General features: G+C 67.3%; 23 protein-coding genes and 1 pseudogene. 13 read left to right on the plus strand and 11 right to left on the minus strand.

The window, feature by feature from the left end; all coding sequences use genetic code 11:
- Nucleotides 1-34: 34 nt before the first annotated feature.
- The 5 genes from FXF65_RS33500 to FXF65_RS33520 form a co-directional block, all read right to left on the minus strand.
- Nucleotides 35-928: an alpha/beta hydrolase gene (locus FXF65_RS33500; RefSeq protein ID WP_148354064.1), complete on the minus strand. Its 894-nt coding sequence runs from the start codon at nucleotides 926-928 to the stop codon at nucleotides 35-37.
- A 14-nt stretch (nucleotides 929-942) separates the two neighbouring features.
- Nucleotides 943-1,323: an SgcJ/EcaC family oxidoreductase gene (locus FXF65_RS33505; protein ID WP_148354065.1), complete on the minus strand. Its 381-nt coding sequence runs from the start codon at nucleotides 1,321-1,323 to the stop codon at nucleotides 943-945.
- Between the two features lie 176 nt (nucleotides 1,324-1,499).
- Nucleotides 1,500-2,042, minus strand: a complete 543-nt coding sequence (locus tag FXF65_RS33510) for a hypothetical protein (RefSeq protein ID WP_148354066.1) — start codon at nucleotides 2,040-2,042, stop codon at nucleotides 1,500-1,502.
- A 182-nt stretch (nucleotides 2,043-2,224) separates the two neighbouring features.
- Nucleotides 2,225-2,770: a TetR/AcrR family transcriptional regulator gene (locus tag FXF65_RS33515; protein ID WP_148354067.1), complete on the minus strand. Its 546-nt coding sequence runs from the start codon at nucleotides 2,768-2,770 to the stop codon at nucleotides 2,225-2,227.
- 14 nt (nucleotides 2,771-2,784) lie between these two features.
- Nucleotides 2,785-3,309, minus strand: a complete 525-nt coding sequence (locus tag FXF65_RS33520) for an SRPBCC domain-containing protein (protein ID WP_148354068.1) — start codon at nucleotides 3,307-3,309, stop codon at nucleotides 2,785-2,787.
- A 1,125-nt stretch (nucleotides 3,310-4,434) separates the two neighbouring features.
- On the opposite strand from FXF65_RS33520, the gene FXF65_RS33530 reads away from it, so the two are divergent.
- Both FXF65_RS33530 and FXF65_RS33535 read left to right on the plus strand, forming a co-directional pair.
- A complete protein-coding gene (locus FXF65_RS33530) occupies nucleotides 4,435-5,850 on the plus strand; it encodes a sulfatase family protein (RefSeq protein WP_148354069.1) in 1,416 nt (471 codons plus the stop codon).
- Nucleotides 5,851-5,919: 69 nt separating this feature from the next.
- Nucleotides 5,920-6,852: a formylglycine-generating enzyme family protein gene (locus tag FXF65_RS33535; protein WP_148354070.1), complete on the plus strand. Its 933-nt coding sequence runs from the start codon at nucleotides 5,920-5,922 to the stop codon at nucleotides 6,850-6,852.
- A gap of 468 nt (nucleotides 6,853-7,320) precedes the next feature.
- Here FXF65_RS33535 and FXF65_RS33540 read toward each other — a convergent pair whose 3' ends face one another.
- Nucleotides 7,321-8,877 carry a S1 family peptidase gene (locus tag FXF65_RS33540; RefSeq protein WP_187412639.1) on the minus strand — a complete coding sequence of 519 codons (1,557 nt, stop codon included), beginning with the start codon at nucleotides 8,875-8,877 and terminating at the stop codon, nucleotides 7,321-7,323.
- A gap of 394 nt (nucleotides 8,878-9,271) precedes the next feature.
- Here FXF65_RS33540 and FXF65_RS33545 point away from each other — a divergent pair, with 394 nt between their 5' ends.
- The 6 genes from FXF65_RS33545 (at nucleotide 9,272) to FXF65_RS33570 (ending at nucleotide 13,207) form a co-directional block, all read left to right on the plus strand.
- Nucleotides 9,272-9,556, plus strand: a complete 285-nt coding sequence (locus FXF65_RS33545) for a MazG-like family protein (RefSeq protein ID WP_148354072.1) — start codon at nucleotides 9,272-9,274, stop codon at nucleotides 9,554-9,556.
- Between the two features lie 1,049 nt (nucleotides 9,557-10,605).
- Nucleotides 10,606-11,058 carry a hypothetical protein gene (locus FXF65_RS33555; RefSeq protein WP_148354073.1) on the plus strand — a complete coding sequence of 151 codons (453 nt, stop codon included), beginning with the start codon at nucleotides 10,606-10,608 and terminating at the stop codon, nucleotides 11,056-11,058.
- A 10-nt stretch (nucleotides 11,059-11,068) separates the two neighbouring features.
- Entirely contained in the window at nucleotides 11,069-11,242 is a 174-nt protein-coding gene (locus FXF65_RS44095) for a hypothetical protein (RefSeq protein WP_187412640.1), read from the plus strand.
- Between the two features lie 194 nt (nucleotides 11,243-11,436).
- On the plus strand, nucleotides 11,437-11,775 hold the full coding sequence (locus FXF65_RS33560; RefSeq protein WP_187412641.1) for a PadR family transcriptional regulator: 339 nt from the start codon (nucleotides 11,437-11,439) through the stop codon (nucleotides 11,773-11,775).
- A complete protein-coding gene (locus FXF65_RS33565) occupies nucleotides 11,772-12,773 on the plus strand; it encodes a hypothetical protein (RefSeq protein ID WP_148354074.1) in 1,002 nt (333 codons plus the stop codon). The genes FXF65_RS33560 and FXF65_RS33565 overlap by 4 nt, the downstream gene beginning before the upstream one ends.
- Nucleotides 12,774-13,000: 227 nt before the next feature.
- Nucleotides 13,001-13,207 carry a hypothetical protein gene (locus tag FXF65_RS33570; RefSeq protein WP_148354075.1) on the plus strand — a complete coding sequence of 69 codons (207 nt, stop codon included), beginning with the start codon at nucleotides 13,001-13,003 and terminating at the stop codon, nucleotides 13,205-13,207.
- A gap of 1,172 nt (nucleotides 13,208-14,379) precedes the next feature.
- Here the strand turns inward: FXF65_RS33570 and FXF65_RS33580 are convergent.
- Complete coding sequence (locus FXF65_RS33580; protein WP_148354076.1) at nucleotides 14,380-15,465, minus strand: hypothetical protein; 1,086 nt, start codon at nucleotides 15,463-15,465, stop codon at nucleotides 14,380-14,382.
- Between the two features lie 1,445 nt (nucleotides 15,466-16,910).
- On the opposite strand from FXF65_RS33580, the gene FXF65_RS44100 reads away from it, so the two are divergent.
- The 4 genes and pseudogenes from FXF65_RS44100 to FXF65_RS33595 all read left to right on the plus strand — a co-directional run bounded on the left by FXF65_RS44100 (nucleotide 16,911) and on the right by FXF65_RS33595 (nucleotide 18,772).
- Nucleotides 16,911-17,273, plus strand: a complete 363-nt coding sequence (locus tag FXF65_RS44100; protein ID WP_187412642.1) for a hypothetical protein — start codon at nucleotides 16,911-16,913, stop codon at nucleotides 17,271-17,273.
- A 436-nt stretch (nucleotides 17,274-17,709) separates the two neighbouring features.
- A pseudogene (locus FXF65_RS33585) lies at nucleotides 17,710-18,108 on the plus strand (LexA family protein); the annotation flags it as partial.
- A 77-nt stretch (nucleotides 18,109-18,185) separates the two neighbouring features.
- On the plus strand, nucleotides 18,186-18,527 hold the full coding sequence (locus FXF65_RS33590) for a VOC family protein (protein ID WP_148354078.1): 342 nt from the start codon (nucleotides 18,186-18,188) through the stop codon (nucleotides 18,525-18,527).
- Between the two features lie 59 nt (nucleotides 18,528-18,586).
- A complete protein-coding gene (locus FXF65_RS33595; protein WP_148354079.1) occupies nucleotides 18,587-18,772 on the plus strand; it encodes a hypothetical protein in 186 nt (61 codons plus the stop codon).
- A 623-nt stretch (nucleotides 18,773-19,395) separates the two neighbouring features.
- Here the strand turns inward: FXF65_RS33595 and FXF65_RS33600 are convergent.
- The 4 genes from FXF65_RS33600 to FXF65_RS33615 form a co-directional block, all read right to left on the minus strand.
- Complete coding sequence (locus FXF65_RS33600) at nucleotides 19,396-19,653, minus strand: hypothetical protein (RefSeq protein WP_148354080.1); 258 nt, start codon at nucleotides 19,651-19,653, stop codon at nucleotides 19,396-19,398.
- Between the two features lie 772 nt (nucleotides 19,654-20,425).
- Entirely contained in the window at nucleotides 20,426-20,824 is a 399-nt protein-coding gene (locus FXF65_RS33605) for a hypothetical protein (RefSeq protein ID WP_148354081.1), read from the minus strand.
- A 620-nt stretch (nucleotides 20,825-21,444) separates the two neighbouring features.
- Nucleotides 21,445-21,690, minus strand: a complete 246-nt coding sequence (locus FXF65_RS33610; protein ID WP_148354082.1) for a hypothetical protein — start codon at nucleotides 21,688-21,690, stop codon at nucleotides 21,445-21,447.
- A gap of 316 nt (nucleotides 21,691-22,006) precedes the next feature.
- Entirely contained in the window at nucleotides 22,007-22,501 is a 495-nt protein-coding gene (locus FXF65_RS33615; RefSeq protein ID WP_148354083.1) for a hypothetical protein, read from the minus strand.
- A 678-nt stretch (nucleotides 22,502-23,179) separates the two neighbouring features.
- Between FXF65_RS33615 and FXF65_RS33620 the strand changes: the two genes are divergently transcribed.
- Nucleotides 23,180-23,539 carry a hypothetical protein gene (locus tag FXF65_RS33620; protein ID WP_148354084.1) on the plus strand — a complete coding sequence of 120 codons (360 nt, stop codon included), beginning with the start codon at nucleotides 23,180-23,182 and terminating at the stop codon, nucleotides 23,537-23,539.
- Nucleotides 23,540-23,650 lie beyond the last annotated feature (111 nt).

Consider the following 23,650-nt stretch of genomic DNA (forward strand, 5'->3'; position numbering starts at 1 on the left):
CGACCCTCCTCTTCCCTTCTTGGCTATGAGCTGGTCACAATCCGAGTCGGGGGCCTACCCATCCGGCCATCCTGCCGATCGCGTCGTCGGCCTCCGGCGCCCTGCCCGCGGCCATCTGGAAGGTGTGCTGCATACCGGGAAAGACGTCCAACCGGACGTCAACGCCGGCCTTGCGGGCGTGCTCGTCGAGCATGCGGGCGTCGTCCAGCAGCGTCTCGTCTCCTCCCACCTGAATGTAGATCGGTCCGAGGCCCGCCAGATCGGCGTGCAGCGGGCTCGCCAGCGGGTCACGGGGATCACCGCCCTCGCCCAGGAACGTGGCCGCGAGCATCCGCACGGTCTCGGAGTAGAAGAACGGGTCCTTGTCCTGATTGGTCTGGTAGGACTCCCCGGCGACCTCCATGTCCGTCCACGGTGAGAACGGCATCGCGGCGGCGGGCAGCGGCAGTCCTCGCTCCCGCGCCCGGAGCTGAGCGGTGATCGCCAGCAAGCCGCCGGAGGAATCGCCGGTGAAGGCGATGTGGGCGGGATCGATTCCCTGGTCGAGCAGCCACCGGTAGGCGTCGGTCGCGTCGTCCACCTGCGCCGGATGGATGTGGGCGGGGGCCAGGCGGTAGTCGACGATCAGCGCACGCACCCCGGCCGCCTTGGCGAGATGGCCGAACATCTTGCGATGCGTGTAGATCGAGCCGCCGACGAAGCCGCCGCCGTGCAGGCACAACAGCACCCGATCCTGGACGCAATGTCGGGGCACCAGCCACATCGCGGGCAGGCCGCCCGCGTCGACCTCGATGTAGTCCACTCCACGCGGTTCGGCGGTGAGATCGCCCCAAGACTCATTGTCGGGGTGCTCGGCGTCCGGACGGATCATCGCCAGCCGTGCCGCCGTCCAGTGCCGCCTGACCGCTTCGGACTGCTTGCTCGCCATCGAATCTCCTCCGTTCACGCCGCACAGTTGTGAAAGGCTTCGACGCGCCAGGCGCCGTCCCACCGGGACAGCACCCAGGTCTCCAGCGACCGGCTCGCAGGATCCGGCTCGGCCGCACCGGACGGAACCACGGCCCCCTTGCTGAACACCAGGGCGGCGTCAGCGCCGACGAACCGGACGTTCTGTACCTCGTGGACGGCCTTCGTCCCTTTGAGTTCACCGGCGAAGACGGATGCCATGGTGGCGCGGATCGCCTCGCGGTCGGGCAGGTACGCCCCTGGCAGGGTCGCCGTAGCCGCCTCGGCGTACGGCGCCACGAAGGCGTCCGCGTCGTTGGCGGCCCACGCGGCGTAGACCTCATCCAGCACCGCGAGCACCTGACGTTCCTCGGTCATGATGACCCTCTTCCGTTCTCGGGACGTGCCTTCACCCATGCAGACCACCGTCCGCCGAAAAGGAATCGCTCACGCAAGAGACTCAGAATCGCTCGTTCCTGAGAAACGACCCCGCGACCGACCCGAGACCCCGAATCCGGGATTTGCAGGAGCCTGGCTTTCGGGAGGGTCGTGCGCTAGGACTCGTCGGGGTAGGGCTTCATGAGCAGGGCGTACTCCTCTGGCTCCATAAGCGGCTCGCCGGTCTCCCGGTCGCGCGGAATGCCCTCGTAGGGATCGGGCTCTGACTCCACGCCCCATTCGTACAGTGCCTGGGACAGCTCCTCCCAGAACTCCAGCGTCAGGTCGTTGGCGGAGGGGTCGGGTCCCGCCAGTTCGATGGCGCCGACGATCCCGTCCCAGATCCGGCTTGCGACCGCGCCGGCTACGACTTGCTCGTCCGATCTGTCGAGGACGAGCGGCCGCAGGAGCACGGCGATCGCCAGAGCGACGGCGGCTTCCTCGTCGTCGGACCGCTCGACCAAACCGGCCACTTGCAACATGCTTTGCCGCGCGGACTCCGGGCTCATAGGCATGGCCTTCACTGTGCGGTCGTGGCCTTGCCGGGGCAAGCCGTTCGGTGAAACATGGGCGGCGATACGCCGGGCCGCGTGGAGCACCGGCCGTGGTTGTCGGCGTTCATCCGCGCCCCAGGCCAGGCCCGTGGAGAAGACGACCATGGCCCTGTCCCCGGTGACCGGTCCGCAGATCGCCCACGCCGCGCCGCGATCCCCGACTACTTCTTTCGCCGTGGGTCAGGAGGTGCTGATCAGGTGAAGGAGCACGGCCAGGCCCGCTCTGCGCACGTCGCGAGCGCCGCCGCCCCGGGCCCTCCGCCTGGCGTGCTCGCCCGCCTTGCTTGTCATCGGCCGGTCCGGACGAGCTCGAAGGCGTGGGCGGCCTCCGCCCAGGTCCGGTCGAGGTCGGAGCCCGGCGGGTAGCGTCCGTCCAGTTCCAGGATCGTGATGCCGTGCGCGGTCGAGAAGAGTGCCTGCGCGGTGTACGGCTCGCCCATCACGAGGAAGAACGGGGTGCCCGCCCAGTCCTCCAGGCCTGGCGCGAGACTTGCCCGGTCCAGCGGGCCCTGCGTCGCGAGCCGGTACAGGTGCGGGCCGGCCAGAGCCGCGGCGCGGTAGGCCCGCAGCAGCGCCGACACCGGCTCAGGCTCCTCGACGGCCCGGTACAGCTCGGTGCCGAGCTCGGCCATGCCCAGCTCGATCAGCGCCGATTCGACGGCGGCCTTGTTCGTGAAGTGCTTGTAGAGCGAGGGCGCGCGGATGTTCAGTCGCGCGGCCAGGGCTCGCATCGTGAGGGCGTCGCGGCCCTCCTCTTCGAGCAGTTCCCGCGCGACCGAGACGATCTGGGTCGCGCGGGAGCTCAGGACGCTGAGTTCAGGCCGGCCGCTCACAGTGAGATCTTCTCTCAGTGCGCTGCCTCGACGCGCTTTTTGAGCGCGGCGTTCATGGCGGCGAAGTTGTCCTGGACGTCGATCGCACTGCCGGCGAAGGGCACCAGGAAGCCGGTGAAGTTCTCCCCCTGGGTCAGCTTGACGCGCCCAGGGCCCGTCTCCTCGATGAGGAAGTAGTGCTCGCCGTCGACCACGCCCGGGACGCCGAACCGGCCGATCCAGCGCAGTTCGTGCCCGGGGTCGGCGACCAGGACGGTCGGCTTGAAGGTCATCCCCTTCCCGCCGTCCTCGCCGGCCAGCTTGTTGACCAGCTTGGCGCCCTTCTTCGGCTCGCCGACGGCGCTGAGGATGAACGGGTTCCACTCGGGATAGGCCTGGAAGTCGGTGAGCACCTGCCAGACCTGGGCGGCGGAGGCGTTGACCTCGATTTCGGCGCGGAGCTTGTGCGGGTGGATCCTGGTCCAGCCGTACAGGCTCCCGGTGACGACGACGAGTGCGACGACCAAGATCCCCACGATACGCACGATGCGGACGGCCATGACGACCCCTCCCTCTTGGCTAACGCTGTTAGCTATGACTATAAGGCTAACTAAGTTAGCCGCGCAACCTCACTCGCCGCCCCGGGAGCCGTCACCTTCCTGCTGGACCGGTTGCGGGAGGCCGGGGCGGATGGGCAGATCGCCGCACCGGCCGACCGGGCCGCTGCGCAATTCGCCCGGGTCCCGCGGCGCTCACCACGCCGACGCACCACCAAAAATCCGAACTCGATGGCCGGGGCTCCGCTGCACGCCTGTCCCTCGGCCCCTGGAGTCACAGAAGATTGGCCTCCGAACGACAAAGACCCTGGAGTTGTGCCGCGGCAAGCAGGGGTCGGTGCCGCCGGTGAGCCCGACCCACGTACTGGAGTTCAACGACCCGGAGTCAGTGCTGGCCGCGTTGTACACCCCCCCTGCACGCTGGTCCGGCTCTGCCTGGAGCATCGCGGCCTCCGCCTCGCGCTCGTCGAACCCAGGGTCGGCCAGAGTGGCTGATATAGGCCGGGCTGAAGCGTTGACAAGCTATCCTACTTTTCCTATCGTTTTGGTTCGCATAGCGACTTCAGGCGGTTCCCGAAAGGGTGCGCGAGCGCTTGGCCGAGTGCCGGGCGCACCGGCCGCGCTCGAATGTGCGGGTGCCCGCGAATTCTGCGGGAATTCGTCAATGCGGATGGCCGCCCCTTGTGCCGTTAAGGCATTGGCATGCGCTGTGGCGGGATTGGTCTATGGTCGCGGGGTCCACCGTCTTCAGGAAATAGGTCTGCTCGCGGGATTGACGCGGTCAGGGACAGTTCATTACCGTTCACTCATGACTCCGGGTGACTTTTTGGTCGCTCGCCTGCATGTCGATTTCAAGCGGCAGGCGAGCGCGCTCTGTCCGCCTTTCGCCGCATAGTCGTCGGAACGGCGTCGTCCAGCAGTCTGTTGCCGTGCCGCCGGCAAGGCTTCCCGCGAGTTCGCGTCCAGGACTCCAGGCTTGAGACCACCTTCAGATGTGGCTCGATTGTTTCGCGCTGCGAGCCTGCCCTCTCTTTCTCGTTCTCCTTTTTCGGCGTCCCCTGCGTCTATCGAGTGATTCATTTCCGTCTGGAGACGGCATGTCGCCGTCAGCGAGAGGAGTGGGGAAACATGAGTGCGGAACAGCGAGAGCGCGAAAGCGGGGCGGGTGGGGTCGACCGGCGGCGATTCCTCGTCGGTTCGGCCGCGGCGGCCGCGGTGGCAGCCGCTTCCTCGGTGCTTCCGGGGATCGGCGGGACGGCGTCCGCGGCCGCTCGTCCGAACGTCCTGCTGATCGTGACCGACGACAATCCGAAGCAGACGAACTGGGCGATCCAGAAGACCATCGCCTGGCTCGGCGGGCAGGGCGTGACCTACAACAACGGCCACGTCACCACTCCGCTGTGCGCCCCCTCGCGGTCGTCGATCTTCTCGGGACGCTACGCGCACAACCACGGCGTGCGGAACAACGGCGCCTCCTACAGCCTGGACCAGAGCACGACGGTGCAGCACCACCTCAAGCAGGCGGGCTACCGTACCGGGCTGTTCGGGAAGTACCTCAACTCCTGGACGCTGGCCGACAATCCACCGCACTTCGAGGAATGGGCGCTGCTCCAACCCGGATACGTGGACGCGCAGTGGAACGTCAACGGCACCGTTCAGACGATCAACGGGTACACGACCAACATCGTCAAGAACAAGACGCTGGCCTTCCTGAGCAAATCCACGACCGACACGCGCCCATGGTTCGCGTACGTCACCCCGTACGCCTCACACGAGCCCAACATTCCCGCCGCCCAGTACGCCGACACGGTCGTGCCGACCTGGAACGGCCGTCCTTCCGTCCCCGAGGCCGACCGGAGTGACAAGCCGGCCTACGTCAAGAACGCGACCAACACCCTGGCCGACGGCCGGGCGGTGCGGCAGCGGCAACTGCGGGCGCTGCTGTCGGTCGACGACGCCGTGCAGGCGTTCAAGGACAAGCTCGCGGCCCTCGGCCAGCTCAACAACACGCTGGTCATCTACATCGGCGACAACGGGTTCCAGTGGGCCGATCACGGCCTCCTCGGAAAGGGGACGCCCTACTCCCCGGCCCACGAGGTGCCCTTCTACCTGTCCTGGCCCGCGGGCGGCCTGGGCTCGGGGACCACCGACAACCGCATCGTCGCCAACATCGACATCGCGCCGACCATCCTGGCCGCCGCCGGGATCACCGCCACGACGCCGCAGGACGGCAAGTCGCTGCTGTCCGGCTTCAACCGCGATCACCTGCTGGTCGAATGGTGGAAGCAGGGCACGGCGGGCGTCAAGGACAGTTGGGCGTCCTACGTCGCCAAGAACAGGCAGTACGTCGAGTACTACGACCTGCACACCGACGCGAGCGGCAGGGTGTCCGGCACCGGACAGGTCACGTTCCGGGAGTACTACGACCTCGTCAACGACCCGTACCAGCTCACCAACGAGCTCTACCAGGCGAGCCCGGCCGACGAGCAGAACCTGGGCATCCCCGCGCTGGCCGCCCAGCTCGCCGCGGACCGCCAGAGCTGACCACACAGCCAGGACCGCGGCCCGCGCTCGCGGGCGGGCCGCGGTCACCCGACCGAGCGGAGAGAACCCATGTCCAACCTCTGCTGCACACCCGGCCGCGAGCCGGCGGACACCCCGGCGACCACGGCCCCGCGGTCGGCCACGCCGCGCCACAAGCGCATGATCCCGCTTTCCGGCGGATCCTTCCTCATGGGCACCGACGACGAGGAGGGCTACCGGGCCGACGGGGAGGGACCGATCCGGGAGATCGAGCTGAGCCCCTTCCAGATCGAGGCGACCACGGTGACCAACAGCCAGTTCGCCGCATTCGTCAAGGCTACCGGCCATGTCACCGAGGCCGAGAGATTCGGGTTCTCCTTCATTTTCGAGGGTTTTCTCAGTGAGGAGAATGCGCGCGCTTCGCAGGTCGTTCACGCGGCTCCGTGGTGGCGTGCCGTAACGGGTGCTTTCTGGAAGCGGCCAGAAGGGCTCGGCTCGTCCATTACCTCCAGGCAGAACCATCCGGTCGTGCACGTTTCGTGGAACGACGCACAGGCGTACTGCGCCTGGTCGGGCACCCGGCTGCCCACCGAGGCGGAATGGGAGTACGCCGCGCGGGGCGGGCTGGAACAGCGCCGCTACCCTTGGGGGGACGAGCTGACCCCGGGCGGACGGCACATGTGCAATGTCTGGCAGGGGGACTTCCCGAATCTCAACACCGGCGAGGACGGTTATCTCGGCACGGCGCCGGTGAAGTCCTACCGTCCCAATGGCTACGGTCTCTATAACGTCGCCGGGAACGTCTGGGAGTGGTGCGCCGACTGGTTCAGCGCCGAGTTCCACCGCACCGGGCCGCGCAGGGATCCGGTAGGCCCGCCCTGGGGCACGGCCCGGGTGATGCGCGGTGGTTCGCACATGTGCCACGCGTCGTACTGCAACCGCTATCGCGTCGCGGCCAGGTCATCCAACACGCCCGACAGTTCCGCGGGCAACATCGGCTTCCGTGTCGCCCGAGGGGCGTAAGAGCGCGACCTCCATGACCGCTCTGCATCGAAGCGACGCGGCTGGCCGACGAGGCGGGCGACAAAGCCGCGACCATCGCCACCGACCCGCGGCTTGAGCCGCAGCCGCCCCGCCGGATGTGCTGGCCCGCCGGCTACCTCGAACAGCACGCCCGCACCGAACGCGCCCGCATCTGCCCCCCGGCGACCTTCTGGCACGCGGCCGCGCGGGGGACGTCCGTACGCGTGCACGGTGTGGGAAGTGATCCTTCAGAGGAGCCGCTCGACCCGTCCAGGTCCGGGTCCGGGTCCGGGTTCACCAGAATGTGAGCGCCACCCGCGATGCCTCAAAAGGCTTCGAGTCGCGTGGGCGCGTTCGGCAGTAAAGGCTGGTGCGGGAAGCAACCCAGTGATGAAGCTCTCAATGCGCCGGGGGTGGCTGATGGGGCCCGTCCCTGATCTCGGTGGAGCGGAGACGGGCCCGGCGGGTTCAGCGGGGGCAGAAGGAGTTGACGTTGGCGTCGGCGCGCCGCCCCTCGGCGTCGAAGACCGACACCGAGACGTAGACGTCCTTGTCACGGCCGCACTTGCCGTTGATGCTGACGTGGTTCTCGTCGTAGTCGTTGATCCGGTTGGCCGATAGCGCGTTCGTACTGACCTGGACCTGGTCGGGGTCGGTGCCGCCGTCCCAGTACAGCTCGCAGAAGAAGGAGGAGTACGGCTCGCCGTCGGGTCCGGGCGGCCCGCTGACGGTGTCGCAGGAGAACGCGGTGATGAACGGGGCGGGGAAGGAGGGCGGTTGGCCGGGCAGCAGGAGTCGGACATTGAGGTCGAGCTGGGTCTGGTTGATGGGCTGGTAACCGGAGGTGGCCAGGGGTGGTTGACCGCAGGCCGAGGTTGAGACGGTGCCCTGCGCCTGGCCGGTGATCGGGTCGAACACCGGGCCGCCCGAGTCGCCGGCGGCGCTGCAGAAGCCCACGTCGTTGAGGTTGCGGATGGTCACCACGTCGCCCGGGGCCTCTTCGAACTCGGCGGGTCGGTCCCGGTCGATTCTGACCAGCGGGCCGCAGCGGTATTGGGACGTGTTCCCGAAGCTGCACAGTATGTCGTTGATCCTGGCCGCCTGTGACCCCAGGACCGCGATGTTGCCGAAGTTGGTCCGCACCAGCGGCTGCGGCTGCGGGACGACCCCGCCGAGGATCGGGGCGACCTGGACGAATGCCTGGTCCCGCAGGCGCCTGGGGCTGATGGGATTGAAGGACTGGAAGGTGGACCGGACGGTGTTGCCGACCGCCTGGCCGCCGATGGTGATCAGGTCGCCGGCGAGGGTGCAGTGTCCGGCTGTGACGAACCCGGTGGGGCCACCGACGAGGGGCCTGACGCCGAATCCCACGGTGCAGCCGCCGCGTCGGCTCCGGAACCCGTCGCCGCCGACCACGTCGGCGGTCAGCTTGGCCGACCCCGGGCTCTTTTCGTAGGTCACCAGGTCGGCGGACACGCCGGCGCCGGCGACCCACCGGGTGGCCGCACGCCGCGCACCGGGCGCCGCCGAGACCACCAGCCGGTTGCGCGCCGGGTCGATGTACCAACCGTGCACGGCTTTGCCGGGCAGCTTGCCGGCGCGGGCGCGCAGCTTGAGCCGGGCCATCTCCAGCTCTCCGCGGGAGTGGGCGACCGGCGTGGGAGTGGCGCCCGCGGCGCGGACCGCCGGGGCGACGCGCTGGTCGGTGACCGCGACCATCAGCGCCGAGGCGTCGGCGCTCAGCCAGGAGCCCACGAAATACCGTCCGGCAGCGCGGCGGGCCCGTGACTCGACGGCGTCGGCGGCGTGCTGGCGGCCGAGCCGGGTGATCGCCTGGGCGCGGGTCAGGTGCATGTCCCGCTGCATCGCCTCGATCACCTTCGGCGACGACCGCGCCGTCTTCTCGCCCACCCCGGGCGTCGGCGTCAACAGGACCGGCCCCGCCGCCAAGCCCGGTGCGGGATCGGGTTCGGCGGCCGCGGGACGGGCCGGAGCACCGGCCACGACCAGCGCTGCAAGCAGCATGCACGACGCCACCAACAGGGCCGAAAAGCAGGAACGGACCAGCGATGTTCGCATGGGATACCTCGAAATCCAGCCGACATCTCTCGAACTGTGGGTATTCGCCGGTCCGGCACCGCCCGGATGAGCCTTCCGCCGACGTGGCCGAGACCGGCCGCGCAGACGCACGTCGGCCCCGCGTACAGGCACGGGAGCACGACACCCTGGGGGCTCATCAGTCTCCGTTAACGAGACCATCCCCCGCGTGCGCGGGCAGCACCTGTTGATCCACAAGAACGCAGGCTTGTGCTGTTGGGCATGTTCCCAGCCGTGCGCCTTGTTGCCGTGCGGGCCGATGACCCGCGTGGCATCCTGGGCGACCCCGAATCCACGGCCGCCGAAGGGGACACCGTTGCGCATGGACAGCACGTGGGGCGTCATCGCCGGACTCGTGACCTGGCTCGACACCCGCAGCACTGCCAGCGGCGACACCGCGCGGATGCTCCGCGCCCTCAAGCTGTGCGAGGAACTCGGCGAGGTCGCCGAAGCCCTGGAGCACGTCACCGGCACCGCCCCATCGGGACGGTTCACCTGGCAGGACGTCCACGCCGAACTCTGCGACGTCATCGTCACCGGCATGGTCGCCATCGCCTCGCTCTCGTCGTCCTCCAGCCGATCAGCCCGAAGACAAGCACCGGCGTAGACCCTTGAGGCCCACGCAGAGCGTCCAGCCAGAGTCGTGACGCGCACGACGCCAGCCGCGTCCTTGGCGAGGCCGACCGACCATCCACATGTCCAGCGCGGCACGCACGTCGGTGCGGCGCGGTGCAAAACGTCCGACGGTCGTCCGCCTGATGGGCAGGGGGCCTGCCTGCAACTCCACGCGAAGACCGAGGCGGGCTGGCGGGTGATCGCCCGGTTGGACGAGGCGGCGTTCGACTGGGTGACGACGCACACCTTCTGCAAGACCGTGGCTACCCGGCTCGACGACGCCGGGCTGAGCGCCCGCGCAATTGCCGACCACCTCGGGGACGCCAGACCGAGCATGACGCAGGACATGTACATGGGGCGCAACGTGGCGGCCCCGCCCAGGCGGTCCAGAGCCTCAGGGAGCTCAGGCGTAAACCAGGCACGCAACACAAAAGCCGCCGACCAGAACATGTCTGGCCAGCGGCTTTGCGAACGGTGGAGGTGGCGGGAATCGAACCCGCGTCCTTCCAGACGCCATGATCGGCTGTTGTTGGTTACTGTTGATAGATGCGGCGTGACCAGCATCGCGAGTAAATGTGCCCGTTGGCAGTCGTTGATCAACACGGACTGTTCGTGGTCGTATTCTGGGCTTAAAGTGGACGCATCCCGCCAACTCGACGAGTCGATTTCGTTTCCTTCCGGCGCAAACGGCACCGGGCCCGCGGAGACCCGCCGCCACACGCTGCCGCCCCTCCTCCTCCGGGGAAGACGCCAGACGAGAAGGCCGCCCCTTCGCAGGAGGCGGCGCCTTCGGACCCCGCCTCGTCCGAGCCCACGTGCGCGTGGTGGGAGTGGATTGATTGAGTACCGCACAGGGGGCTTGGGAACGACCGGCGGGCGGGCTGGGCAACGCCCACGCCGCTGTGGCGTTGATCTCAACTGCTCATCAGTGGCCTGTGCGGGTGTCCGGGGTCCCTTTACGGGGGAGGCGCTCTGGGGGTGGGTGACCGGTCTGTGGCATTTGGCGGCGGGGTAGTGGCGCGGATGTCGATGATGGCGGTCATGACGAGGCAGGGTGGGCACGGCCGCAGGGCGGTCGAGTTGGCAGGACTCGCCCGCTGGTTCATGACCGGCCGCGGTGACGGGCACCGGGACAGCGAGGTCTCCCAAGAGGCCACCGGCTCCCGCGATACGTACCAGTCGGGCCGGGATCAGCATGTGCACCACCATTACGCGCAGCCTCCCGAACGCGGTGGCGTGGCCGGGTCGGGTGAGGTGGTGTCGTTGCCGGCGACGCCGTTTCTGGTGAGCCGTCAGGCCGAGACGGACCGGCTGCTGGAAGTGCTGGCCCCCGGTTCGGCCGACGCTGCCGCGACCGCGGCGGTGTCGGGGGCTGGGGTGCCTGCTGGTGGTGTGGTGGTGGTGTCGGCGGTGCAGGGGCTGGGGGATCGGCAAGACCGCGCTGGCTCTGCACGCCGCGCACCAGGCGGTGGCGCGCGGCTGGTTCACCGGTAGGGCGCTGTGGGTGGAGATGCGCGGCTACAACCCGGCCGGAACGAGGAGCTGCGTCCAGGCGATCGAGATCCTGTTGCGCGCCCTGGGTGTGGCCGATGAGGAACTGCCGGCGACCTTTGAGGAGCAGGTGGGCTGTGTCAGGCGGAGTTGGCCCGCCGCGCCGGGCGGGGCGAACGCGTGCTGATCGTTGCCGACTTTTCCTCGGACGCCGGACAGGTGCGGGCGCTGGTGCCGGGCGGGCGCACCGGCTGCTGGTGACCTCGCGGGACACCTTGACCGGGCTGGACGCCCGGCTGCCGGATGTGGATGGTCTGGCCCCGGCCGCGGCGGTCGAGCCTGGCTAGCCGACTCCCCATACCCTATGTAAGATTCTTATCTATGGGTGAGGTGAGAGTCACGGTCGCTGTAGCCACTGTGCTGCGCGTCTTCCTCGACGACGTCGCGCAGCCACGCTACGGCTACGAGCTGATGCAAATGACCGGGTTCCCCAGCGGAAAGCTCTACCCGCTGCTCGCCAGGCTTGAGCGGGCGGGCTGGCTCACCAAGGAGATCGAAAACGTCGAACCGGCTGTGGCGGGCCGTCCCGCCCGCCGCATGTACCGGCTCAGCGAGGAAGGGACGCAGGCGGCCCGTTACGAGATGGCCATGCTCAACGAACAACTCCGGCCCTCCGAGTCGGTCACACCCCGGCTGCGACCCGAAGGCGGGCGAGCATGACGGTGCTCTGGACAGCCCTGTTGTCGAGCGTTGGCGTGCTGGCAGCCGGCGTCGTCGTCAGCGCGCTGCGAGACGAGGTCCGCGGACGCCTGGATCAACTTCCACATGCACTACTTCGACTTGCGGGGCATCGCCTGCCGCATGACGTCCGAAACGACCTGATGGAGGAGTGGCAAGCCGAACTCGGCGCCATCCTCACTCCAGCCACCGGACTCCCGATCACTCGTTTAGTCGTGGGCACCCGGTACTCGCTAGGACTGCTGAGGACGGGCCCCAAGGTGGCGGGCGAACTCACCGGCGGCACCTCTTCTGGGCTGCCGCTTCGCGCCCGGCTGTATGTGGGTGGTGTGGTCGCCTCGGCCGCTACCGCGATCGGCACCTCATCGATCGGTGCCTCCTGGCAGACCGTGGCCTCGCTGGCGGCGTTGTTCCTGGTCAGCGAGTCCTTCGCCAGGCTCAACTTCGGACACATCAGCTTCTCGCCTGGGTCCGCCGCGGGCCTTGCCTCCGTGGTCCTGCTCGGCCCGGCGGGGGCCGCCCTTGTGGGCGCCACCGCCACAATCAGCGGGCAGCGGATGTTCGCGCCCGTGAAACGGCTGTTCAACGGTGCTCAATTCGCCCTGAGCGGGTACGCAGCCAGCGTCGCGTTTCGAACACTGCACAACGCCTCGTATCCGCTTGGTCGGCCGACATGGCTGGAGCACGCCATCGGCCCCTTTCTCGGCGCGCTGGCCATTTTCGTGTCGGTCAACCTGCTGCTGGTGGCGGGGATCCTGCTACTCAGCCGGCAGGTTACCTGGCGGGATCTGCCCCGCGGGAGCGGCTACCTGATAGCCGGCGTCCTCGGCGACGGCATGACCGGCCTGCTGATCGCCGGATTGTGGGACAGCATCGGCGCGTTCTCCGCTCCCGTAGTGCTGCTTCCGCTGGTGATTTCGCACTGGGCGATCGCCCGGACTCACCGGAAGCATCGAACGCAGACCGGTGGGTCTTTCTGATCGGAATCGGCCCACTGGCTGCTCCACCGGACGCGCCGCTCAACTGAAGTATCACACACGGCAACAGTCCGATTCGGCGCCCTTGCCCCAATCTGAAAGTCAGAGGCTAAACGTCAAGCTAAGCAGGCGCCGACTCCACCGCTCCACTCAGCCAAATCCACCCAAATCTCCCAAGTACTACGACTTTCCCCCGCTAGTTCAGAAGAATTCGAAGGCAGTCGATCACCTTGACCATCCACCAGGCCGACCCCATCACTCCCCGGCCGGATCGAGTGGAGAAGCCCACCGAGGTCACCCTCAACGCGGTGATCTTCCGCAACCCCGACGCCGACCTGACCACCGCTGGCCGCTACCTCAACATCGCCGCCCGGATCCTCGGCGCGATCCTGCTGGGCCTGACCATCCTGGCCATCCGCAACCAGGTCAAACGCTGACCCCCCGCGTCCCGTCTGCAGGAGGTGGATCACCCGCGCGAACCGGTCACGGGCCTGGCAGGCATGCCCCCCGCCGTCGCCTCCGATGCCTACCAGACGGCCTCCACGGCGCCGCCCCCGTAGAAGCCGCCGCTGCTGTGGCGTCCAGTCGGGCAAGGTAGTGCGTACCTTGGCAGTCGCCCGGGCACGCCGAGTGGCTACTGCTCCCGGCAGTGATCACCTGGCGTTCCGAGCACCACGTGTGTCACACCCGCTTCGATCACTTCGAGTTTCCAAGTGAAGCGACCTGGCGACCTCGACGACCGGCTCGGCGGATCACCGGAAACGACAACTCTTTGTGCGCGTCCAGCAGTGCGGGCGTCAGCCTGGTCTCGGCGTACTAGTGCAGCGTGGCTGGCGGCCGCCGGCGGTCCCTCTGCTCGCTCCGGAGCTCGCGCCGGCCCTGCTGTACTTGCTGTTGGCTCCCGCCATCGCCATCGTCCTGATGCTCTTCCTGGCCTGGCCGCCGTACTGGCCTTCGAGGTCTCGGCCCGCTGCGGCAGTCACTTGCAGAGCCTGCGCCTGAGCGAGCTCGAATCGGTGGCCGCTCCTCTTCCCTGCGACCACTATCGGTTGTACGCAGCTACTTTGAGTAGTTGATTGGTGTCCAATCTCCGCCGAAGGGGGGCAAGTGTCGTGAGGAAGCTTCCGATCGCGGCCGTGCTGGCCGCTGCGGCCACCGCGGGCGTGCTGGCCATCTCGCCAGGTGTGTCTTTCGGCTGCGACCACCGCTACGCCGACGGGTGTCTCCCGGGCGGAATGCCTGGTCGACGGCGGTCGTCTCGGTGTCGTCACCGTAAACGGCGTTGACGTGCCGATCTGCCATGGCGGGGTCTTCGACGGCCAGTTCATCGATGCGTGAAGCGCAGGCGCCTAGGTCGTGTCCTGAGCAGTGAAGCCATTCGTTGATGACGGTCGTCTCAAGGACGGTCTGGCACTGGACGCCGAGTTCGTCGTATCCGGTGGCCACGACCGGGTGCCGCTTGAGTCGGTTGATGCCGCATTCGACGGCGTGGCGACCGCGGTAGACGACCGGGTCGAAAACCGGTGGGCGGCCACCGCGGCCGCCTCTGCCCTACCGCGATGGCGCGGGTGCATGCGGATAACCGTGTTCGAGGATGGGCCCGGCGCGGCTAGTTCTTGTCCTGGAAGGTGGAGGTGGTCTTCTGATCCGGGACGGTGACCGTGAAGTCGATGATGTCTGTTTCATGATCCGCTCTGTAGATCACGTAGTGATGCTGGAAGTACCAGGTGGCCATGGCTTCGTCATAGATCAACTGGCCGATCGTGTGATCTTCGCTGACCGTGTGCGTGTAGCTCGTTGATTTCTGGTGAGTGGTGGTCACATTCAGATCATGAGCGAATGATGCGCTGATGCTGGCACTGATTCCCCAGAATGAGAACCCGGCGCTGGCATTGACGCTGAAGCTGGTGGTTTCGGAAATGCTTTTGGATTCGTCTTCGGTCACGCCTTCGGTCGTCGACCAAGCGTAGTGGTCGGAGGTGCCCGCCGCATAGGTGTTCCAGCCGACGAGATGATAGCGAGTCCATTTTTCGATGATGTAGTATGGACTGTTCTTGGCCTGCCAGTCGTAGGTTTTGTTGTGGTCATTGCTGATGACGAAGAACGGAACGGCGGTAATGCCCGTCAGCGTGCCCTTCTCGCTGGGCATATAGTCGGACGGCTTGTCCATGCTGGTGAGCTTGGGGTGGCTGGGTTCGGTCTTGTCCGGATGCTTGATCGCGAGCACTCCGGGAAATGACGTCTTTTCTACCGCCGTGAACAGATCGCTTCCATCGCTGCGCTTCTCTTCGGTCAAACCGGGCAGGTCGTCGCGAGGCTTGCCCGAGATGAGTGTTCCCTGCTTCAGATAGGCGCCCGCATAGTTGTTCCAGAGGCGGACGCTGCCGGAGGCATCCTCTTTGATCTCCCAGATCAGCCCCTTTTTGTCTTCTGGGACCTTGTCCCAGTACCTCAACTCAAGGCAGACGACCGCCTTGGTCTCCTGGCCGTCCACCTTCCAGGTCTCGACGCCCAGGAACTGGCTCGGAGTTCTGGAGTTGCCCGCCTCGCAGAGCATCCAGCGCACCGGATTGATGGAGGTTTGGTAAAGGGCGAACTCGACCCTGTCTTCATTGTCGAACTTCGGACCATGAAAATACTTTCCAGAACTCTTGCATTTGAATGCGTAGGTCTTGCCGATCATTGGGACGGCCATGCCGATTCCTTCCCTTATTCGCAGCCACGCTCGGCGCAACCATTCAGGCACATTCGCTGGAGCAGAGACGGGGAGTGCCGTCTACCCAGCGCGCACTATAACTTCCGTGTGAGCCGGTGCGGTTTGAAGAATGTCGAAGTTGATCGAAGCAATGCCCCGCACACATGTCGGAGAAACGCCCCTACCTTAAACCTGCGAATCTTTTTGCCAACCTTTTCACCCGGCGGCGACGGCCTCCACGACCGCGCCGTTCCAGCCCCCCGGCTCGTCCACCATGGCCAGGGCGAAGACCCCGGGACCAGCGGGTCGGCGACCTTCCACAAATCGGCGGGCACCAACCGGCACGCAGGCCCACACAACACCACAGTCCGAGATAATCCTTGCCGATCACCCGACAAATAGGCTGGAAACGCTCTCAAGAGAATTGGCCGCAGCAGCTCAGCCGACACTCTCTCTGACCCCTCCTTGTGGAATCACATGGGTTCACGTTGGAAGACCGGCGGGCAGGACCTCGGAAAGCTCGGGTTTACGCGATACCCGAACTCCTCAAAGGTGACTTGGCCGTCACAACCAGGCAACTCAAAATGATATCGGACAGTCCGATATCAGTGACCTGAAAACAGTCCGAAGGTCCTCAACAGAACGGCGATCCAATGTTTCCACGTCTTGCTGCGATCATCCTGGCCGCTACCGCGAGCGCGCTGCCCGTCACGATGATGACCGCCTCAGCCCACGCGGCATCTCGGGCCGCCGCGCAGGCCGCTCCGAGGAGCGTGTCCTCGAAAGCATGCGTTACCAATGGTGGCAGGATCCTCGAGATCAACAACGTTAGATACTGCGTGGGCGGTGCCTTCGACGGCGAGGAGATCGTAGACCCGGAGTGAAGTAGACCCGGAGTGAATTCGAGCGCCGCGGGGCCGGTACGGCGCGGCTGAGTGGCCGGCATGCCTGGCATCGCGGGGCCGCGCAGTTGGATGACCGGAGCCGACCGAGACCGGTGTCCCGGCCTTCCTGGCCTGCTCGGGCTGCCGGTCGCGGACTCACCGGCACCGGTATCGGTGGTTCGGCGTTCCAGTGCCGCCGCCGTATCGGGGAGTGGCGTCAGCCTCGATCTTTCAGGGCCGGCCGGGTCGCATAGCGGCCCGGCCGGCTTGTGGCTTTCGGTCGTGGTCAGGGGTGGTGCCCCACTGCGTGGCCCGGACGCCCCTCGGGAAGGAGGCGTCGGCCAGATCCTTCACCACGGCATCACGTGATCATTTCCAGAAGACATTACTAGATCATGGACCTGGTGCGGAATGGACCTGGTTCTGTTGAGGGCAGGGAGCTAGCAGGATCCGGCAGGACGGCGCTGGAGGGCTTGGCCGCCAGTTCGACCGATCCCTGAATGCGGCACCAATGGGTGATTCGAGCCCATTGTCTTCGATTCGCTAGAGGAGACCCGAAACATGCTTCACGCACCAGTCAAACGCTTCGCCACCATTATCGGTTCCACCGCACTCGCGGTGCTCGTGGCTTTTCCGCCGGTCTGCGCGTCGGCACAGCAGACGCCCGGGCACGGCAGAGTCGCCGGGTACGTCAGAATCTCAGGCCACAATAATGTACAGCGAGTATTCACCCAACCCCAGGTCAATCAATGCTATCCCGTGAATCCGATCGCCACCCCTCCCGTCTATGTCAACAATAGAACCGATCGGAAAGTTACCGTCTACAGCGACCAGCACTGCTCGGGAAGCTTCCGAATCGTTAGCGCCCAGCAGAACGCGAGCTTTGTCGGCGAGATCGGAAGCGTTCGAGTCCGTTCGGACTGAACCCGGCCCAGGCGTGCCCGAGGGGCTCCTATCTGGCCGGCAGACTCGTCCCGGCCAGATAGGGCCGTGAGGTGCGAAAGTGTCACAGGACACGGAGTATGAGCTCGCCTGACCAGCCCGGGAGACGCTTGTCGGCCACGTTGGCAAGCGATCGGCGCAACCCAAGAAATCCCTCGCAGTGCCTGCGGCGCGGGATCACCAACCCTGCGAGCACCTATCCCGGGGGGCGCGGGGACCTGGGAGGCGCGTGCCCGCTGTTTGGACGACTCCTGATTGAGCAAGCGCGGGAACTGGGCCAGGAGTCCCACGCCAAGTCCGGGAGGGGCGCCGTGTGCCGGCCGCTGAGCGACGGCGATCTGCGCTCGCAGGGCCCACACTTTTGCAGGTGAACAGCGACGAATCTCTTGACGGGTTCGGGGGGTTGGACACCTCGGTTCTGCCACCGCGCCAGCAGCGGATCTTGGCCGCCATCGCCGATTGGGTGGCGCGGTACGGATACCCGCCGAGCACGCGGCAGATCGGCGACACCGTCGGCCTGCAGTCCCCGTCGTCGGTGTCACGGCACCTGAAGAGCCTGGAGGACCAGGGGTTCCTTCGCCGCGGCGCTTCGATGGCCCGGCCGATCGACGTGCGAATGTTCCTCCAGCGGCACCCCGGGGCCTCGCCGGCCGACGATTCGGTGACCGTGCCCATCGCCGGCGACATCGCCGCGGGGGTACCCATCTCGGCCGAAGAACACCTCGAGGACGTACTGTCGCTGCCCCGCAAGCTGACCGGACGCGGCGAGGTGTTCGCCCTTCGCGTCCGCGGCGACTCCATGATCGAGGCCGCGATATGGCGACCGACGATGAGTTTTCGACGCTGCCGTGGTCGGTACCGGTGACGCATCACCGTACGTGCAGGGAGGACGCCATGACGCTGGACCTCTTCGCCGGTATCCCCGTCACCGACTACGCCACCGCGTTGCCGTGGTACGAGCGGTTCTTCGGCCGAGAGCCGTCGTCGCTGCCCAACGACATCGAGGCGGTGTGGGAGGTGGCCGAACACCGCTACGTCTACATCGTCCAGGACCCGGAACGCGCCGGCAACGCCCTGGTCCTGTCATACGTCGACGACCTCGGCGACCGGGTCGCCGACCTCGCCCGACGAGGCATCGAACCCGCACGAAGGGAGACCTTCGAGGGCGGCGCGACCAAGGTGACCTTTCAGGACGCCGACGGTAACGAAATCGCCTTCGGCGGCGGCCCAGGCTGACCTCAACATCGAGCCCTGAAGCCGTCTCTCGCTCCACGACGGCTTGCCATGAATGTGTTGTGGACGCTGTCGTTGTACGAGACCACCTGGAACGAGGCGGAGCCTATCCCAGCCCGCCAGGTTCGCGCTTCGAGGCTGAGGCGTCGCTGACGCTCACCCGCCTGGACGAACGGATCCCCGGCGAGATCCACCAGAACGACTACATCACCAGCCCGGGACCAAACGTCCTCGTCCTGCCGCTGTGATGGTCGCTGTAGTCTCCCAACACCGGCCAGGCCTAGGTCCTGCCGTTCCTGCTGAAGACATCGAGGGTGGACGCCGGTCGCCATGTTGAACACCATCACTTAAGTCCCTTCAGATCCAGCGGCGTGAACATCCAGGAGCCGTTGCTCCCGAAGACCAGTTCGTATAACCCGCCACCGGCATCCTTTCCGACCGTCACCTCCCTGCCCGCCCGGACGTTGGCGATGGACCCCGACCAGCCCATCATCGGGGCGCCCCCAGCGTTGCCAGCGCAGGAACGGCGCCGGGAGACCCCCGCCCGGCGCCTAGCCCCACTCTTTGGAGCCGGGGCGGCTTTCTGTCGACTCCGCCACCTTTGACTTCTTCTGTATGGTCATAGCTCCCCGCCCTCCCGTTCCCAGACTGATTGCAATCGTGGCGCTCAAGCGCGGCCGACCGCGGTCCGTGCGGTCTATGTGGCCCATATGGCCCATATGCCCCGTCGCACTCGCCAGCGGTCGGCCCTGACCAGCCGAGAACCTTCAACTCCCCCGGGCGCTCAGCACGGCGCGTCCGCCACTCGGCTAGGGGAGCGGTGCAGGCGAACACCGCCTAGCCGCAGCCGCCCTGCCCCCGGCCTGCGACATCACCACTGGTTGATGTACTGGCCGTCGTATCTGCCGCCGTGGCAGTACACCCTCTCCTGCTGGTCGATGGCGAGATGGCCGCCGCCCTCCAAGCACTCCTGGCGGGACACGCCGGGACTGATGTTGTGCGCGGCGGAAACAGCGGCGCGGCCCGCTGACGCGGTCGTGGACGCGGCGGAAGACGCGGTCGGCGCGACAGCCAGAACGGCCGCGGCGGACGCAACGGCCAGCGCGACCGTGATCGGAAACTTCCCCATGGCACTTGCCTCTCTTCGTCGGAGATAACCCACCGGCCGATTACCCAGAGCAATGATCCATAACCAAGAGTTACTTCGCGTGGTCTGCCGATCGGCACCCCGGACGCTGCCGGGAAACCACCTAGGCCGACGGGTCCATGACTCGGGGAGCTGCCGAGGCCCGAGCACTCACCGCACGGCTCCCCCGCTCACCGACAGCGAAAAGGTGAGACCAAACCCCGAGGCCGCGCGCCCGCCAAGCGTCATCCGCCACCCCGTCGACCGACGGATCGCCGCCCACCGCCTCACCGTTCAGCCCCCGGCGTCCCGCTGACCTGGGATCTTCACACAAGGCCCTTCCCGAAGCCCTAGAGGGTCGATGCCCCGGGGCATCAGTTACGGAAAGAGTCCTGGTGACCATCGATAAACTTGGCCCGGTGCTGCCCGGCGGGCCCCAGGAGCCGCCGAGTTGCGCGCGCTGGCAGCCGAATGGGACCCGTCCCCGGACGTCTAGGCGGTCAGAACCTGCGGATACTCTCCGCGCTGTGCGCTGGGAGATTGCCGTGTCGTGTCCGCCGCTGGTCCAGCTCGGGACCGGGCGGGACATGCGGCCTGCCGGCCTTCTGGCGTGGCTGTGGGCGCCGGGCCCTACCGAGTGGATGTCGCTGGTGACTTATCCGCAGGTGGCCGGAAACCGCGCCCGCGGCGCGGCGGATGCTGGTCGATGTGTCCGCCCGGTGGGTGCGACCGCTGGAGCCCCCGGGCCGCACTCTTAGCCACCAGGTCTTGACCATTAGCGTTTCTTCGAGCGGCCGACCATGGTGAGATACCGGGCGACCCACTCCATACCGATCACTGCCAGCACAAGCGTGATCCAGGAGAACATTCCGCTTGTCAGGTCGCCGAGTGCGACAACCGCCACGACCCCGCCCACCACACCGCATGGCAGTGCCACACCCCAGCGGACGGTCGGCGACGTCCGGCGGGCGATCACAACGGCGACAAACCCGGCTGATAACGTCACCAGTGCCGTGATCAGCACGGCGATCGAGCCACTCCGCCCGAAGAGCTGCTTTTCGGTGGCGTCTGGAACAATGAGCCAGGCGAAAAGCGTCCCGCCGAGACTGACCCCCGCTATGCCCGCCCACATCAGCGCCTCGGTACGCCCAGAGATAGGTTCGATACGTTTCATACCAGCAGAGGCTATCCGCACCGGCGTACACGAGAACGGACCATACTGAACGTACTTGCCACCTACGGGTATGCGATCCGATCCTGATCGTTGGCGAGCAACTCCGGAAGCGACTCCCGTTCCATTTCGACCGGTCACACAGGCGCCGCGATGACCGCCGCGGGCTCGAACGGCCGCTCTCGTTCCAGGGAATGTCAGCCCTTGCGGACGCCGGAGGCGCGGTTGCAGGTCCACTACTCCGAGTCGCATATCGCGAGGCGGATCACGGGGTCGGTCAAGGATCTGGCGCTAAGCGGCGCCAATTACACCTCTGGCGCCGGAAGTTCATCCTGTGGGGCTTATCGACGCGGGGACTCAAGCACGGACCGCCGGGAGGGTGTCAAGCCACCTGCCGGCGGCTTGACACCCTCCGGCGCCCGCGCTTGTCCAGTCCCCGTCGATAAGCCCCACAGGATCCGAACGACATAGACGAGTTCATGCTCTGCTCCGGTCGACCGCATGGCGCACCAACAACGGATGTCTTTCCAGTTCAAGGCATGATCGAGTCCCGGCAGATCCTAGGCGAGGCGCCGTCGGGGAGGGAAATGCGCCGCCGCTGGATGATCGCCTGGACGTGGTCTCTATTCGCTCTGCGGCCCACGCTCGGCAGGGCCTTCGGCCTCATTGGCCGTTGCGAGCGCCTTCTCAATTTCTTCTGGGCTTGGTCGTTGCGGGAGTTTGGCGCCTGGGCGGCGGAGGTACCAGCGGATGAACTCGCGGATGACGGCGGGGGCGCGGCGGAGGTTGACAGCTCGGAAGTCGGCCCAGTCCTGCTTGGCGACGCGGATCTCTGCGATCGGCATCTGGCCAGTGCGCGGCCGCGCCACCGAGCCTCCCTGACGTGCGACTTCCGGTACGCACGGCATCTTAGACGCCCCTCTTTGAGGTGAACGGTTTCTGTCCCGACAGAAATATTCGCGTCAGAGGGTTGCCCGCAGGACTCCCACTGTTATTTTTGTTGGGACAAGAACCAGGCGTCTCCTCCTCCGATAACCACACGCGCCGACGCCGAACGTCACCCGGCCCCGGGCTCCAGCTTCCACAGCGCGCCCAGGGGCCGGGCCCCGTCCGATCACCAGACGAGCGAGCGACCCGAGGGCCGATCATGCACGAGCTTATGAGCACGCTTCCGCCGTGGGGACCCTACGCCGTGGCCGCAACCGGCGGCGCCGCGGTCGCGGCCGCCCTGACCTGGGCGGGCGCCCGCCACCGGAGACCACCTGATGCCTCCCGGCCGAAGGTGCGCGCCAGTCGCGGGGATTTGGCGGCTGCGGCGATCGCGACGGCGGTGTCGGCCGAGGGGATGTGGGAGACGTTCGGCGGGATGGCGCTGTCGCCGTTGCTGCGGGCCGGGACGTTCGCGTTCATCGAGATCATGGTGGTGCAGTCGGCGCGGCGGGCCCGCCGGTCGATGGGCGAGGGGTATGGGCCCGGCGTCGACGGGGTGGCGATGTGGGTGTTGACGTGCCTGTCGGCGGTGTTGTCGGCCAGCCACGAGATCACCGCCACCCACCCCAACCCCGCGATCGTGATGGTGCGGCTGGTCGCCCCGCTGATCGCCGCGTGGGGGTGGGAGCGCAACATGCGCCTGGAGCGCCGCCGCCGGGGGCGTGCGTCGGGGATCAACTGGCGGTTCACCACCGAGCGGCTCCTGATCCGGCTCGGTGTCGCCGAACCGGGCGAGCGCAGCGCCGCCACCGTTGACGCACACCGCCGGGTCGCCGCCGTCGCCCGTGCCGCCAACCGCGCCCGGCGACTCGAACAGGCCGGTGCGCAGCGGTGGCGGCAACGCCGCGCCATCGCCCGCCTCGACCACCTCTACGAAGACGCCGAAGAGCACGCCGGTCTGTCCTCGGACGCTGATCTGCAGCGGCAGTTGCTCGCGCAGGTCGGTGCCCTCTACAACACCCGTTCGCTGGTGCGGCTGGGTGCCCGGCCCTGGTGGGCGGCAGCTGACCCGCCGCACGGGGACCCGACCGCTTCGGATACGGGTTCGGACACCGTCGGGGACGAGCCGTCCGCGACCACCATCAGTCTGCTGAGCCGCATCCGGGAGCGGCGTGCCGACCGGCGTCTCGGCGTCCGTCCCGCACGCCGTACGGGCGAGCCTCATACGACCCCCGTACGGAGACCCGTACGGCTGAGTCCCGTACGGGCAGCGGCGAGCAGGCCCGTACGGCTCCACCTCTCCCCCTCTCGCCCGTACGGGCCTTGCCTCCGGAGGCTCCGTCCGGGCTGGGATGGCTGGACCGTACGGCCCCGCTCGCCCCGCTGGATACGGCTCCTGCCGTACGGGCGTACGGGAGGGTGCCGAGCGTGCTCGTCCGGCCGGTCTGGCCGCTGGATCCCGTCCGGCCCGCCGCGCCTGAGCCGTCCCGCGCGCGCCGCCCGGCCCGTACGAAGAAGAAGGGTCCTGCTGCGCGGACGGCCTCCAGGAAGGGCCGCAAGTCGCGGGAGTACTGGATCGGCGTGCTGGCCGAGGAGATCCGCCGGGCCGAAGCCGCGGGCGGTACGTGGGAGCCGGTCTACGACGGTCCGGGCGGGTTGAGGGCCCGTACGGGCTATGAGCGGTCGTGGTGTGAGAAGGCCGTACGCGCCGCCAAGAAGGCCGCCCAATCCCCCGCCGCTCCCCGTACGGGCGAGCCGCTCGAGCGGGCGGACACCAACGGCACCTGACTCCCCCCAGACCACTCCCCCGTACGCCGCCCGCCCCGTACGCCACACCCCGTACGCGCCCATCCCCGTACGCGCCATCCCCCGTTCGCCTTTGCCCGCTTGCTCGTACGC

Origin of the sequence: Actinomadura syzygii, from assembly GCF_008085905.1 — a bacterium.
GTDB lineage: Bacteria > Actinomycetota > Actinomycetes > Streptosporangiales > Streptosporangiaceae > Spirillospora > Spirillospora syzygii.

Coding starts and splice junctions, on each gene's coding strand:
- FXF65_RS33605 (WP_148354081.1), bottom strand. CDS start 20,824: ATGAAACGTATCGAACCTATCTCTGGGCGTACCGAGGCGCTGATGTGG.
- FXF65_RS33505 (WP_148354065.1), bottom strand. CDS start 1,323: ATGACCGAGGAACGTCAGGTGCTCGCGGTGCTGGATGAGGTCTACGCC.
- FXF65_RS33560 (WP_187412641.1), top strand. CDS start 11,437: ATGGGTGAGGTGAGAGTCACGGTCGCTGTAGCCACTGTGCTGCGCGTC.
- FXF65_RS33580 (WP_148354076.1), bottom strand. CDS start 15,465: ATGGCCGTCCCAATGATCGGCAAGACCTACGCATTCAAATGCAAGAGT.
- FXF65_RS33520 (WP_148354068.1), bottom strand. CDS start 3,309: ATGGCCGTCCGCATCGTGCGTATCGTGGGGATCTTGGTCGTCGCACTC.
- FXF65_RS33555 (WP_148354073.1), top strand. CDS start 10,606: ATGACGAGGCAGGGTGGGCACGGCCGCAGGGCGGTCGAGTTGGCAGGA.
- FXF65_RS33590 (WP_148354078.1), top strand. CDS start 18,186: ATGACGCTGGACCTCTTCGCCGGTATCCCCGTCACCGACTACGCCACC.
- FXF65_RS33535 (WP_148354070.1), top strand. CDS start 5,920: ATGTCCAACCTCTGCTGCACACCCGGCCGCGAGCCGGCGGACACCCCG.
- FXF65_RS33500 (WP_148354064.1), bottom strand. CDS start 928: ATGGCGAGCAAGCAGTCCGAAGCGGTCAGGCGGCACTGGACGGCGGCA.
- FXF65_RS33510 (WP_148354066.1), bottom strand. CDS start 2,042: ATGGTCGTCTTCTCCACGGGCCTGGCCTGGGGCGCGGATGAACGCCGA.
- FXF65_RS33600 (WP_148354080.1), bottom strand. CDS start 19,653: ATGGGGAAGTTTCCGATCACGGTCGCGCTGGCCGTTGCGTCCGCCGCG.
- FXF65_RS33530 (WP_148354069.1), top strand. CDS start 4,435: ATGAGTGCGGAACAGCGAGAGCGCGAAAGCGGGGCGGGTGGGGTCGAC.
- FXF65_RS33545 (WP_148354072.1), top strand. CDS start 9,272: ATGGACAGCACGTGGGGCGTCATCGCCGGACTCGTGACCTGGCTCGAC.
- FXF65_RS33540 (WP_187412639.1), bottom strand. CDS start 8,877: ATGCTGCTTGCAGCGCTGGTCGTGGCCGGTGCTCCGGCCCGTCCCGCG.
- FXF65_RS44100 (WP_187412642.1), top strand. CDS start 16,911: ATGCTTCACGCACCAGTCAAACGCTTCGCCACCATTATCGGTTCCACC.
- FXF65_RS33565 (WP_148354074.1), top strand. CDS start 11,772: ATGACGGTGCTCTGGACAGCCCTGTTGTCGAGCGTTGGCGTGCTGGCA.